Origin of the sequence: Streptomyces spinosus (genome assembly GCF_020400655.1) — a bacterium.
GTDB classification, from domain to species: domain Bacteria; phylum Actinomycetota; class Actinomycetes; order Streptomycetales; family Streptomycetaceae; genus Streptomyces; species Streptomyces argyrophylli.
Genome location: NZ_JAINRC010000022.1, coordinates 114,573 through 127,909, shown reverse-complemented (window position 1 = coordinate 127,909; position 13,337 = coordinate 114,573). Strand labels below are relative to the sequence as shown.

Sequence of the window (13,337 nt, the reverse complement as noted above, 5' to 3'; positions counted from 1 at the left end):
AACTTCTCCATTCGGGGTTGGGTGGCGACTTGGTAGCCGACCGGTCACCTAAATTAGACGACCGGTCGACTTACGTCAATCGCCCTCCGGTGACGCTCGGCGGCCAAGGCCGGCCGCGGAGGGGCAGGACACACTTCTGGCGCCCCACGGCCCGCCCGAGGACGGGTCGTGGGGCGCCAGAAGGCGGGAGGACTCAGCGCAGGATGACGCCGAAGACGAGGCGGAAGAAGGCATCGACCGGGGCGGCGGACTTGTCTGCCCTGGCCGCGATCAGCGCACCTTCCCAGGCGCTCAGGACGAACAGGGCGGTGTCCGCCACGTCGAGGTCGCCGGCGAGGTCGCCGGATTCCTTCGCCTCGGTGAGCACCCGCTGGATGTGCTCGGCCCAGCGGCCGAATCCCCGCTGGACGGCCGAGCGGATCTCCTCGTTGTGGTCCGCCATCTCCGCGCCGAAGTTGCCGGCCAGGCAGCCGCGGACGAAGCCGTTGTCGAGGGTGTCTCTGCCGAGGTACTCGAAGTGCGCGCGCAGCCGTTCCAGCGGAGGCTGTCCCGGCGTGGTGAGCATGTCGAACCGCAAGCCGGCGGCGTACCGGCTCAACGCCTCCAGGGCGCTCTCCTCCTTGCTGGAGAAGTGGTTGTAGAACGACCCCTTGGGGACCCCGGCCTCGGTGGTGATGTCGCTGATGCCCGTGGCGTTGAAGCCCCTCGCCTGGAACTGCCGCAAGGCGGCCTGCGCGATCTCCTCACGCTTGGACGGACGTCCCATGTTGATCACCTCACGTCCAATATGAACGGTCGCCTCACCGGAGTCAAACGTCGGGGTGGACCGGTCGCCGCGTACAGACACGTGGCTGCGCATCGGTTACTCTGCTTCAAGTCGACCGACCATTTACTGCGTCGGCCCTTTCTCATCCCCCCTGTCTTGGCCGGGAACACACACTCAGGAGCAGCATGTCCACGTATCGAGCCTTCGAGGCGACCGGTGTCCACAACCTCCGGCTGGTCGAGCGCGAACTGGTCGAGCCCCAGCCCGGACACGTCCGGCTGCGGGTGGAGGCCTGCGGTGTCTGCCACACCGACGTACTGGCCATCGAGGGCCTGCGCGCGGACCCCTCGCGGCCCCTCGTCCCGGGGCACGAGATCGTCGGTGTCATCGACGCCGTCGGCGCCGGCGTCACCGCCTGGCAGCCCGGCGACCGCGTCGGTGTCGGTTTCCTGAACGGGCACTGCGGGGAGTGCGAGCCCTGCCGTCGCGGTGACTTCGTCAACTGCCTGGACCAGCCGCAGACCGGTACGACCACCGACGGCGGCTACGCGGAGGTGGTCTACGCCCGGGCCAGCGGGCTCGCGCGCATTCCCGACGGCCTCTCCGCCGTCGACGCGGCGCCGCTGCTGTGCGCCGGCCTGACCACCTTCACCGCGCTCCAGCAGGGGCGCGCCCGGGCCGGTTCCCTGGTGGCCGTGCAGGGCATCGGGGGTCTCGGCCACCTGGCCCTGCAGTACGCGCGCAGCCTCGGCCACCGGGTCGCCGCGGTGGCGCGGGGCGAGGAGAAGGAGGCGCTCGCCCGGAAGCTGGGCGCCGACGAGTACATCGACAGCAGCGCCGTCGACCCCGGCGAGGCCCTGCGCGACCTGGGCGGCGCCTCGATCATCGTCGCCACCGCGTCCAACGGTGCGTCCATGAACCCGCTGGTGCGGGGCCTGGCCCCGAACGGCACGCTGGTCGTCGTCGGTGCCGCACCCGACCCGCTGACGGTCTCGACCCCCGACCTGATCTTCGGCACGCACGCCATCGTCGGCAGTCTGACCGGTTCCTCCATCGAGAACGAGGACAACCTGGCCTTCAGCCTGGCCCACGGCATCCGGCCCAGCGTCGAGGTCGTGCCCTTCGCCCAGGCCATGGAGGGGTACGAGCGGATGCTCTCGGGCAAGGCCCGGTTCCGCGTCGTACTGGACACCGCGGCCTGAGCCGCCCCGCCGCCCGCGAGGACCGCGGTCCTCGCGGGCGGCGGTCCGTGCGGGCGGAGTCCGAGGATTCCGCCCGCACAGGTGGCCCCGCGCTTCCCGCCCACTGCCCGACATCCCCTCCCCGCCCGCCCCGGCGGGTCTCCTCAGGACCTTGTGTGAAGAACGTCAGAGAGAACATCCCCGCGGACGGACACACGGTCCGCGCGGCCCGTATCGGCCTGCTGTCCGTCTCGCTCGGCACCGCCGGCCTCGGCGGGGCCTGGCAGTCGGCGGCGGCGGTCCATCACAGAGCCCTGCCGGTCAGCGATGTCCTGTACACGGTCAGCGGCCTGATCTGGGTCGTACTGCTGGCACAGTACCTGCGGCACGGCGGAGCCAGGTGGCGCAGCCTGCGCCACGACCTCCGTCATCCCGCCCAGGGCTTCGCCATCGCCTACGTGCCCATCATCGGGATGCTGATCACGAGTCACTTCTCCCGCTTCGGGCTCGGCGGCGCCCGATGGGCGTACGCGGTCTTCGCCCTTCTCGCCGCCCTGGTCGCCGCCCGGTTGCTCGCCCACTGGCTCACCGGTTCGCTCAGCGCGACCGTCCTGCACCCGGGCTTCCTGCTGCCCGTCTCCTCGGCCCCGTTCATCGCCAGTGCCGTCGCCTCGTCGCTCAGGCTGCCCGGCGTCGCCGACGCGGCGTTCGCGGTCGGGCTGCTGTACTGGCTGAGTTTCGGCACCGTCATCCTGGGCGGACTGGTCACCGCCGGACCGCTGCCGCCGCCCGCGCGACCGGCACTCGCCGTTCTGACCATTCCGCCGGCCACCGGCGGCATAGCCTGGACCGCGGCCCACAAGGGAGCCTTCGGCCCGGTCGGTTACGGCTTCGCGGGGACCTTGTTCTTCACGGTCCTCCTCGTCGCCTTCCTCCTGCCGGACCTGCGTCAGCGCGCGTTCCACCCCGGGCTGTGGGTCTTCAGCTTCCCCGTGACGGCGAGCGCGAACTTCACCATCAGGCTGCTCGTGGCGACCGGCGTCCGGATCGGACCGGCTCTCGTCTGGGTGCTCCTGGCCGCGGCCACCGCCGCGCTCGTCCTGCTGTCGGCCGCGACCGCCGGATACGCGCTCCGCGCCGCGCGGCGGCGCAGCGCGCTGGGTCACAGTTGACCGGCGAGCCGCTCGAGGGTGCGGCCGACGCTCTCGGCCCTCGCCTCCCGGTAGCCCGTACCGGCCCACAGATGGATGAGCCGGGTGTCGCCGGCGGCGGTGGCCGCCTTGCGCAACGGGGCGGTGAGATGGTGCAGGGCCGGATAACCCACCGGGGCGACCGCGTCGTACCGCTCGATGAACCGGTTGCGCAGGCCGCGTGCGGGGCGTCCGGTGAACGCGCGGGTCAGTACGGTCTCCGTGAAGGCGGGGTCCGCCAGCGCGGCCTTGTGCGGAGCGGCGGCCCCGCTCTCCTCCGTACGCAGCAGCAGGGTGCCGACCGTGGTGGCGTCCGCGCCGGCGCGCAGCGCGGCCACCACGTCGGCGGGGCCGGCGATGCCCCCGCCGGCGACGATCGGCAGTGTGGTGCCGCGGCGGACGTCGGCGATCAGATCCGGCAGCGGCACGGGGGCGGGCAGCCTCTCGGGGGTGAACGTCGCCGAGTGTCCGCCGGCGGCGGAGGCCTGCAGGACGAGCCCGTCCACCCCGGCCTCCGCCGCCTGCCGGGCCTCGTCCGCGGAGGTGACGCTCTGCAGGACGACGGTCCCGGACCGGCGCAGGGCCTTGACGACCGCGGGATCGGGGACACCGAACGTGAACGAGACCACCGGTACCGGCGACGCGGTGAGCAGATCGATCTTGTTCGCCCAGTCGTCGTCGTCCGTCACCGGTTCCCCGGCGGCGAGCACGATCCCGTAGCGGTCGGCCTCGGGCTGGATCAGCCGGGCGTAACGGCGGTAGTCCTGCGGCGAGACGGTGACCGGGGTGGGGACGAAGAGGTTGACGCCGAAGGGGACGTTCTCCGCCCGGACGGCGTCGATCTGCTCGGCGAGCGCCTGCGCGGGCCTGTAGCCGGCGGCGAGGAAACCCATTCCTCCCGCACGGGCCGCCGCCGTCACCATCGCGGGGGTTCCGGATCCGCCGGCCATCGGGGCGGCGAGGACCGGCAGGGAGACTCCCAGGCCGTCCAGCAGTCGGTTCATGTCGGCTTCCTCTCCTCCGGCCGCGGGCGGTCACCCCTGCCCCGACCAACGTGACCGTAGACGCCCGGCGGGACAAGCTGAAATGCCGGTCGCGTCGCCATCATGCACAGCGGGCATCGCCGACCGGCCCACTTCTCCTTGACACGTCAAGGAGAAGTGTTTTTACTTGACCGCTCAAACCCGACCAATCTCTCCTTTCCTTTCCACGCCCACCATGCGAGCAGTACGTGACGTATGACATCGGTTCCGACGGCGGGGAGGCCGGACGGGAGACGGACGCGGTGGTGCGCTACGCGATCCTCGGCCCCGTGCGCGCGGTGCGCGGCACCGACGAACTCCATCTGGGCCCTCCCAAGAGGCTGGCCCTCTTCGCCCTGCTCGTGCTGCGCGCTCCCGGCCCCCTGACACTGAGCGAGGCGATCGACGTCCTGTGGGACGACGAGCCGCCGGCCAGCGCGGCCAACGTGGTGCACCGGCACATCGGTGCCCTCCGCAGAACGCTGGAACCCCGGCTGCGCAGCCGGTCCGACGCCAGGCACCTCGTGCGCGCCGCCGACGGTTACCGGTTGCTGGTCGACGCCTCGAACTCCGATCTCCTGCACTTCCGTGACCTGTGCGCGCAGGCGCGGATCGCGGCCAGGGCCGGCGACCCCGCGCGAGCCGCCCACCGCTTCGCCGAGGCCCTGCGGCTCTGGCGCGGGCCCGTCGTCGCCGACGGCAGCCTGGTGTCCCGGCATCCGGTGTTCACGGCGGTCGGACACGAGTTCGTCGCGGTCGTCAAGGAAGCGTCCGACGTCGTCCTGACCGCTGCGCCCGCGCTGACGGAGGACCTGCTCACCGCGCTGCGCCGGGCGTTGGACGGCCATCCCTTCGACGAAGCCCTGCACGCCCGGATGATCGCCGCCCTGGCCGCCACCGGACGGCAGGCCGAGGCCCTGCGGCAGTTCGACCGCATCCGCCATCGTCTGGCCGACGAACTGGGCGTCGACCCCGGACCCGAACTGCGGGCAGCCCAGCAGCACCTGTCGCAACGCACGCCCACCGTGCCCGTGAACGGGCCCGCGGACCCCGAACCGGCCGCGCCGGTGCCGTCCCAACTGCCCCAGGACTGCCCCTCCTTCGTCGGCCGGCACGCGGCGCTCGACCGGTTCCTGCGACTGCTGCCCTTGGACGGGGAGAGCCCGGCCCCGGCCATCACCGCCGCGCTCTGCGGCATGGCGGGAGTGGGCAAGACGACCCTGGCCGTGCACGTCGCCCACCTGGCGGCGGCACGCTATCCCGGCGGACAGGTCTACGTGGATCTCCGCGGCCATCACCCCTCGCAAGCGCCTCTCGACCCCGGCGAAGCCATGCGCACGGTGCTCGAAGCGCTGGGCACCGAGACGGTCCCCGCACAGCCGGGCGCCGCCGCGCTGGGCTCCGCGTACCGCAGGGCCCTGGCCGGACGCCGGCTGCTCCTCGTCCTGGACGACGCCCGCGACAGCGAACAGGTCCGCCCCCTGCTGCCCACCACACCCGGGTGTCTGACGATCGTCACCAGCCGTCGGCGGCTGGAGGGGCTGGCCGTGACGGACGACGCCCGGATCGTCACGCTCGACCCCATGACCCGGCGGGAAAGCCTCGACCTGCTCGAACGCCGGCTGGGCGCGGACCGGCTCAGGGGCGAGCATGCCGCGGCCGAGGAGATCGTGGAGGTGTGCGGGGGACTGCCGCTGACGCTGGCCGTCGCCGCCACCCGGGTGCTGCTGCAACCGGCGTTCTCCCTCGCCTCGCTCGCCGCACAGCTGCGGGACGGCCGGAGCACCCTCGCGGCCCTGTCCACACTGGATGTCCGCACCGATGTCAGGAGTGCCTTCACGGCCTCCTACGAAGCGCTGAGCCACAGCGCCGCGTCACTGTTCCGGCTGCTCAGCCTGCACCCCGCGCGCGACATCACCGCTCCGGCCGCCGCCAGCCTGGCCGGCACCGACGTGCGGGACACGCACGCGGACATCGCCGAACTCACGGACCACCACCTGCTCGCCGAGCTCGTACCGGGCCGGTACACGTGTCATGGACTGCTGCGCGCCTTCTCCGCCGAACTCGGCTCCCGGCACGATCCGGCCGACGCGCGCTCCGCGGCGCGCGCCAGGATGGTCGAGCACTATCTGTACAGCGCCGACGCCGCCACCGCGCTGCTCGCCCCGCACCGCAGGGCCCTGATCCTGCCGCCCCCGCGTCCCGGGGTACGGCCGCAGCGGTTCCACGGAAGGGCGGAAGCCGCTGAGTGGATCGTCGCCGAGAGACATCTGCTGCCGTCCCTCGTCGAGGACACGGGTCTGCTCCCCGGGGCCGGGGGCGAGACGTTCCGCCGCCAACTCCGCTCAACGCTGCGGACCTTCGTGCACCGCGCCGACGGCTGACCGTGGAGCGGCCCCGCCGCCATGTCTCGGGACGGCCCGAGCCGTACGGCGCCCACGGGGTGCGCGCCCAGCGTCCCGGTGCCCGGACCTGACCGTTCCCATCGGCAGTCGGTCCCTGACCGATACCGTCATGCCGATGAGGCGGTCGGGATTCCGCCGGGCACGAGCGATCGTTTTGTCCACGACGTCCCCGGCGAGTCCACGGTCGCCGAGCACGAACACCCGACGGCCGGATCGTGACGGTCGCGTGGAGACGGCGGTCCGAAGGTGTGAACCATGGCCGCCGGCACCCTCGTGTGTCTCTCGTAGCACGCCGACGCCGAGTCGCTGCACCGACACAGGAGGAGCGCAAGGGTGGACACGTCTCCGGGAGACAGCGTGGAAGAGGTCCTCGCCGACTTCGCCCGGCGGTACGACGCCGTGGCCCGGGCCGAGGAGGAGTTGCGGACGCTGTCGGTGACGGCGTCGTCCGCGGACGGCGTGGTGGAGGCCACCGTGTGCGCCGACGGGCGGACGTCGGCAATCCGCTTTCCCACCAACCGGTTCAAGGAGATGTCCGGCCGGGAGCTGGCCGGCAGCGTCCTGGCGGCCCTGACGACAGCCCGGACGGAGGTGGCCCTGCGCGCCGCCGCGATCACCTGTTCCCCGGCGGCCCACGTGCCGGGATGCGCCTCACCGGACACGTGTGACGGCCTGTTCCCCGACGGCCCGGGGACACACACCCCGCCCCACACGTGCTGGGGCCGGGTGGTGCGGGAGGCCCGGTCGGTGTCCGGGCTTCTCGGCGCCGTCCCCGACCGGGCGCCAGGCCGCGGTGCGGCACCGGAGCGGCCGCTCCCCCCGGGGCCGCTCTGGGGGAAGCTGCTGCCCGGCGTTCCGCCGCCCGCCCGGCCGGCCTCCCTGCCCGCGGAGCTGTCCGAAGCGGTCGTGGCGCTGGGTGAGGCCGTGTGCGAGTCCGCCGGAGGGTGGTGCACACCCGACGGGCGGGGACGGCCGGACCCGGCGGAGCCGTCGGAGGGCGAGCGCGCCGTGCCGGACACCGACTGATCGTGGTGAGCTGCGCCGTCGTGCGCAGGGGCCGCGTGTCAGTGGCGGGGAGCGGCCATGGACGCCGGGGGCCTGCGCGCTGCGGCTGCCCGGCTCCGCCGATCCCAGCAGCGGTTCCCGGCCGGGGGCGGCCCGCACGTCGGGACTCTCGCGCCGTCCTCGACTCGCGCGCACGGCGGGATCCTGCTGCCAGGGCAACGGCCGTCCGTGTCACGGCTGACGGCAGGGCCGGAGAGCCGGTGTGGGTTACGGCTTGGCGTTGGTTCTCTGACGGCGGGCTCTGACGGGCTCGGGCAGGAACCGGTTGGGCAGGGCCTGGCGCTCGGTGGCCCTGTCGCCGCCGCCTGCGTGTCCTTCCCGGCGAGGAGGGCGCCGACGCCCTGCTCGGCGACCAGGCGCCTGTCGTTCTTCACGCCCTTGCCGACGGCGGTCCTGCGCATGCCGGCGCGCTGGTGGAAGTCGCTGTCGGTGGCACCGGGAAGCAGCGCGGTGACGGTGACGCCGCTGCCGCGCAGTTCCTCGCGCAGGGACTCGGCGAAGGAGTAGCCGAACGCCCACGACGGCCCACGTCCCGTTGTGGGCAGAAGGACGGAAAGACAGACTGGGCCGGTGCGCCGGGCGACGACAACCATGACACGGCATCGAGGAGGACGAGAACGGCCGGAACCGTCACCGCGGGGCAATCACCTGTGCGGCCCACCGTGCGACGCGAGCACCGCACGGCACCGACCCGCACACCGACATGCCACCGCAGCAAGCCGCCCACGCCCCGGCCCCGAGCGCAGACAGGAGACCGCCAGTGACCGCCATACCCCAGGGACGCGACTGGACCCGTATGAAGCGCGCCGACTTCGACGACTCCGCCCCGCTCGACCTGGTCGACCTGGTCGACGCGGCCGTGTGCCGGCCGGTCCCCGCCGTGCCCGACGAATGCGGGACACAGGCGCTGTTCGGCAAGGAACCGGAGCCCGAGCGTCCCCGCCGCACGCGCACGCCGGCCTCCCAACCCACCGAGCACACCGACACCTTGTTCTGAGCTCGGCCGGCGGGCGGTGCCCGGCACGGTCCGTGGCACGGGCAGCCGCCGACGGGCCTCCGGCGCAGGACACCGGCTCTCGCGGCACGGCAGCCGGCCCGGTGTCGCGCGGCACGGATCACGGTGCCGGGCCGGGCTGTCAGAGGCCGCTGCCACACTTCCGGCCATGAGCGACGAGGGATTCGAGTGGATACAGCAAGACCTCACCTCCTGGGGCTTCTACCTGGAGATGGTCAAGGGCGTGGGCGTCGAGGAGCTGGCGGCGATGCGGGGGGCGGATCCCGCCCTCGGCATCATGTCTCCTGACGTGTTCAACACGGCGTTGGACCGCTCAGGCAACATCCCGGACTGGGCCAGGCTGGGCGAGCACGCGGGGTGGGCCTTCGCCCTGTGCGGGGGCGACGACGGCTTCTACATGCAACGCCCCGACCACCTGAAGCACTTGTGGGAGGGCCGGACATGGCTGACCGTCATGGACACCACCATGGACCCGCCCGTCGTCGACGTGATCGTGGACGGAAAGCTCGACTGGAGTTACTTCGACGGCGAGGTTCACCGGGCGGTCAGGGCGGACCATCCCCTCACCCGGCGGATGACCGCCGAGATCGGGCTCGGCAGCCTCGCCCCGGACCCTGACTCGCCCGACGAGCCGGAGGACAGGTGGAGGCTGCGGGTCCCGGACATCCAGGACGTGTACCGGCTGATGGGCGAGTACTACGGGCTGAGCCTCCCCCGGAGAGCGATTCTCGACGACGAACTGGCCGGGGTGTTCACCTCCCCGCGCGTGTACGCCAACGGGGAGCCGAACACCAGGTACGACAACATCCGCCTGCCCTGACCAGGGCCTCTCGGTCGGATCATGCCGGGCTCGCGGGCCCTGGCACCGCGCCTCGCGCCGACGCGGCGTGCACCGGCCCCGCGGACAGGAGGAGCAGGGTTCCACTGCTGGGTCCGCGGGACCGGTGCATGACTCACGTACCCTGCGGTGCGCCCGATAAGCCCGATCCCTCCCAACCACCTTCGCGGCGGGTGATCCGACGCGAGTGGGGCCCGGCCGTATCGGCCGGGCCCCACTCACCGCTCGCGCGTGGCGCGTACCTCGCGCCGAGTGCCGAGTGCGTCCGTCGTCTACCAGCGGTACCAGCGGCCCTTGCGGCCGCCGCCGTCCGCCGTACGGACGACGAAGCCGAGCAGCCACACGACCAGCACGATCACCGCGACCCACCACAGCGCCTTCAGCGCGAAACCCGCACCGAAGAGGATCAGAGCCAGCAGAAGAACCAGAAGCAGGGGAACCATCGTTATCAACCTCCTGGCCACCAGGTGCCCTTACCTCGCACTGACATGCACATAAAACGCGTGTTTCTTTCACAAAGTACAGGGCATATGCGGGCCGCACGCCATGCAGGGTTCCCCCGGCCCGGCTCCCCACGCACCGCGACATCGGTACGCCAACCGCCCGGCGGCGGCCGGTGCCCGCGGCTCGTCGGCACCGGAGTCGTACGGTGCGCGGCGGCCGGACCCCCGGCGGGGGCGGGTACGAGTGCCGGCTTCCGCGCGGTGCGTCAGGCGTGCAGCACGACCTTTCCGGCGACGGTGCCGGATTCGGCCAGCCGCATCGCCTCGGCGACCCGGGTGAGCGGCAGTTCCGCGGCGATCCGCGCGGTGATCTCGCCCCGTGCGAGCGCCTCGAACACCGCGGTGAGGTCGGCGCGCAGTTGGGCCCTGAAGCGGCTGGGACCGAGGGCGCGGCCGGCCCAGACGTTGAAGAAGTAGGCGCGGCGGCGGTTGGGCAGGGCGTTCCACAGCCACACACGGCCCAGGAGTTTGAGGACGGGCCACTGCTTGGAGCCCTCGTCGTCGCGGGTGGAGGCGCTGCCGTAGGAGACGAGCGTGCCGCCGGGGGCGAGCAGGTGCCAGGAGTCGACGACGCCGCGGCCGCCGACGTGGTCGAAGACGGCGTCCACGCCGCCCGGGGCGAGTTCACGGACGCGGGCGGGGATGTTCTCGGTGCGGTAGTCGACCGGCATCACTCCCGCTTCGCGCAGGGCGGCGTGGTGGCGCGCGGAAGCGGTACCGATCACCTGGACGCCCGCGGCCTGGGCGAGCTGGACCAGGACCGAGCCGACTCCCCCGTTGGCGCCGTGCACCAGGACGGTCTGCCCGGCGCGCACGCGGGCCTTGCGGTGCAGCATCTGCCAGGCCGTGATGCCGTTGATCACCACGGTCTCCGCCTGCGCGGCGCTGATCCCGTCGGGGACCGGCACCACGTCGGCGACGTCGACGACCACGTGAGTGGCCCATCCCCCGACCTTCAGCAGCGCGGCCACCCGGGTGCCGAGCAGACCCGCATCGACGCCCTCGCCGGTCGCCGCCACCGTGCCGACCAGGTCGTAGCCGGGGACGAACGGGAAGGGCGGCTGGTCGTAGTAGCGGCCGCGGCGCATCTGCTGCTCGGCGAAGGAGACACCGGTCGCCTCCATCCGGACGACGACCTGGCCCGGGCCGGCGGCCGGCACGGCTCCCTGGCGGAACCGGAGCCCCTCCGGCTCGACCTTGCCCGGCAGCACGACCTCGGTCATTTCCCCAGCGTTCATCACGGCCTCCATCGACTTCCCGCTCGTTGTTAGCGGCTAGCGCGTTCGTTAGAAGTTATAACTGAAGGCGTGAGTGATGGTCAAGAACTTCCGTAATAGGCTCTAACCAACAGCGTTGCGTCGACCGGCGCGCCCGGCCACCGGGCGGGCCGTGATCCGAGAGGGAAGGGACAGCAGATGGCAGTCGCCGGCAAGGAGACCCCCCGAGAGCGCTACCGCGCCCAGGTCAGGGCCGAGATCAAGGAGCGCGCCTGGGAGCAGATCGCCGCCGCCGGGGCGCCGGGGCTCTCCCTGAATGCCATCGCCAAGCAGATGGGTATGAGCGGCCCCGCGCTCTACCGGTACTTCGCCAGCCGTGACGATCTGTTCACCGAGCTGATCCGGGACGCCTACCGCAGCCTCGCGGACACCATCCGCACCGCCGCCGCGTCAGGCGCCGATCTGGCCGGACTCGGTCACGCGCTGCGCAGCTGGGCACTGCGGGACTCTCAGCGCTACTTCCTCATCTACGGCACACCGGTCCCCGGCTACCAGGCACCCGACGACATCACCGCGATCGCATCCGAGATCATGGAAGCCCTCCTCGACGCCGCCCGGACGACCGGCGGCTCCGCGCCCGGCGTGGACGACGGCCACCCCGACGCCCGTCTGGAGGCGCACCTCGCCCAGCACCGGCAATGGGCCGCCGGCCACCCCGCGCAGCCGGCCGCCCTGCGTCGCGCCCTGCGCTTCTGGACCCGCCTGCACGGCATCCTCTCGCTGGAACTGGCAGGCCATTTCACCGGCATGGGCCTCGACCCGGCCGAGCTGTACGACAACGAACTGCACGACCTCAGCCGGTAACGCCCCACCAGGACGCGACGGCCGCGGCGGTCGCGGACAGAACTCGCCTGCCCCGTCGTCTGCGGCCCAGGAGCCGAGGTCGTCCATGGGCTTCGGCCTCGTGGCGCGGGCTTCGGCCGTGGGGGCACGGGCCGGGACCGCGAAGGGCGCGAGGTGCGGGACCGAAGCCGTGGACCGACGGTGAAAACCCTGTGGCAGCGATGTCGGTGGGCCCGATTATGCTGCGCCAGACGATCACGCGGGAACCTGGGGAGGGCGCGGCATGCTCGGCAAGCTGTTCGGCGGGGGCAGGCGGAGACCGGCGGCGGATCCGTACGCCCTACCGGCCCCGCGCAGGCGGAAGCACGGGATGTACAGGCTGCGCGCGCTCGGAGACACGCGGGTGCTGGCATTGGTGGAGGCCGCGGAGGCGGGCGACTGGGAGGCGGTCAAGGCGGCGTCGGCCCCCTTCGACCTCGGCCGCGACCACCAGGTCCTGGGCGAGCTGGCCGACCTGGACGGTGTCCAGGACTGGATCGGCCGGGCCGTCGAGGAGGACAAGGAGCACCGGGCTACGGCCCTGCTGATATCCGGGGCGCGCCACATCATCTGGGGCTGGGAGGCGCGTACCGCCGCCCGTGCCGTGGACGTCACGCAGGAGCAGTGGCGGGTCTTCCACGAGCGGCTGGACATCGCCGAGGAACAGCTGCTGGAAGCCGCCGAGTTGCGGCCGGAGTGGATCACGCCCTGGCGCCGTCTGCTCACCTCCGGGCGCGGCATGTCGCTCGGCCCGGCCGTCAACGAGGCCCGGCTCGACGCCGCCCTGCGCCGCGACCCGCTGGACCTGGAGACCCACATCGAGTGGGTGTCGCATCTGCAGCCCCGTTGGGGCGGCGAGCCCGGCGAGGCCCTGACGTTCGCCCGTAAGGCGTTCGCCAGGGCCCCCGAGGGTCACCGCCTCGGCTGTGTGATCGCCAGGGCGCACATCGAGGACTGGGTCGAGTCGGACAACAAGAACTGCCTCATCCAACCCGCGATCCAGGACGAGTTGCTGGAGGCGGCCGAGCACAGCATCCTCCACCCCTCCTACGTGCGTCACCCGGGCTGGCAGGAGGACTTCAACACCTTCGCGATGGCCTTGTCCCTGGCCTCCGAGCGCCTCGCGCTGCCGCGCGTCTTCCGGGAACTCCGGGGTGCCTACACCGAGTGGCCCTGGAAGTACATGGCGAAGCCGGAACAGATGTACGCCCGCGCCCGGCGCAACGCCTGAACCGGCCACGCCTCCCGTCACC

At 72.3% G+C, this 13,337-nt stretch carries 12 protein-coding genes; 8 read left to right on the top strand and 4 right to left on the bottom strand.

The window, feature by feature from the left end:
- Positions 1-193: 193 nt before the first annotated feature.
- Positions 194-766 (bottom strand): TetR/AcrR family transcriptional regulator, encoded by a 573-nt coding sequence (locus LG395_RS34660; RefSeq protein ID WP_225812703.1) that lies wholly within the window; start codon positions 764-766, stop codon positions 194-196.
- A gap of 185 nt (positions 767-951) precedes the next feature.
- On the opposite strand from LG395_RS34660, the gene LG395_RS34655 reads away from it, so the two are divergent.
- A complete protein-coding gene (locus LG395_RS34655; RefSeq protein WP_225812701.1) occupies positions 952-1,968 on the top strand; it encodes an alcohol dehydrogenase catalytic domain-containing protein in 1,017 nt (338 codons plus the stop codon).
- A gap of 155 nt (positions 1,969-2,123) precedes the next feature.
- On the top strand, positions 2,124-3,119 hold the full coding sequence (locus tag LG395_RS34650) for an SLAC1 family transporter (protein ID WP_225812700.1): 996 nt from the start codon (positions 2,124-2,126) through the stop codon (positions 3,117-3,119).
- On the opposite strand, the gene LG395_RS34645 is transcribed toward LG395_RS34650, so the two are convergent.
- Positions 3,110-4,141 (bottom strand): NAD(P)H-dependent flavin oxidoreductase, encoded by a 1,032-nt coding sequence (locus LG395_RS34645; RefSeq protein WP_225812699.1) that lies wholly within the window; start codon positions 4,139-4,141, stop codon positions 3,110-3,112. The two genes, LG395_RS34650 and LG395_RS34645, sit on opposite strands and share 10 nt — an antisense overlap.
- Before the next feature lie 227 nt (positions 4,142-4,368).
- Between LG395_RS34645 and LG395_RS34640 the strand changes: the two genes are divergently transcribed.
- The 4 genes from LG395_RS34640 (at position 4,369) to LG395_RS34625 (ending at position 9,464) form a co-directional block, all read left to right on the top strand.
- On the top strand, positions 4,369-6,543 hold the full coding sequence (locus LG395_RS34640) for an AfsR/SARP family transcriptional regulator (protein WP_225812698.1): 2,175 nt from the start codon (positions 4,369-4,371) through the stop codon (positions 6,541-6,543).
- 354 nt (positions 6,544-6,897) lie between these two features.
- A complete protein-coding gene (locus LG395_RS34635; protein ID WP_225812697.1) occupies positions 6,898-7,590 on the top strand; it encodes a YbaB/EbfC family nucleoid-associated protein in 693 nt (230 codons plus the stop codon).
- A 799-nt stretch (positions 7,591-8,389) separates the two neighbouring features.
- Positions 8,390-8,626 carry a hypothetical protein gene (locus tag LG395_RS34630; protein WP_225812696.1) on the top strand — a complete coding sequence of 79 codons (237 nt, stop codon included), beginning with the start codon at positions 8,390-8,392 and terminating at the stop codon, positions 8,624-8,626.
- Between the two features lie 166 nt (positions 8,627-8,792).
- Entirely contained in the window at positions 8,793-9,464 is a 672-nt protein-coding gene (locus LG395_RS34625) for a hypothetical protein (protein WP_225812695.1), read from the top strand.
- 290 nt (positions 9,465-9,754) lie between these two features.
- Here LG395_RS34625 and LG395_RS34620 read toward each other — a convergent pair whose 3' ends face one another.
- Together LG395_RS34620 and LG395_RS34615 are read right to left on the bottom strand one after the other, a co-directional pair.
- Entirely contained in the window at positions 9,755-9,925 is a 171-nt protein-coding gene (locus tag LG395_RS34620) for a hydrophobic protein (RefSeq protein ID WP_225812692.1), read from the bottom strand.
- Between the two features lie 266 nt (positions 9,926-10,191).
- Positions 10,192-11,223: a medium chain dehydrogenase/reductase family protein gene (locus LG395_RS34615; protein ID WP_225812690.1), complete on the bottom strand. Its 1,032-nt coding sequence runs from the start codon at positions 11,221-11,223 to the stop codon at positions 10,192-10,194.
- A 177-nt stretch (positions 11,224-11,400) separates the two neighbouring features.
- On the opposite strand from LG395_RS34615, the gene LG395_RS34610 reads away from it, so the two are divergent.
- Entirely contained in the window at positions 11,401-12,066 is a 666-nt protein-coding gene (locus LG395_RS34610; protein ID WP_225812677.1) for a TetR/AcrR family transcriptional regulator, read from the top strand.
- A 262-nt stretch (positions 12,067-12,328) separates the two neighbouring features.
- Entirely contained in the window at positions 12,329-13,315 is a 987-nt protein-coding gene (locus LG395_RS34605) for a hypothetical protein (protein WP_225812675.1), read from the top strand.
- Positions 13,316-13,337 lie beyond the last annotated feature (22 nt).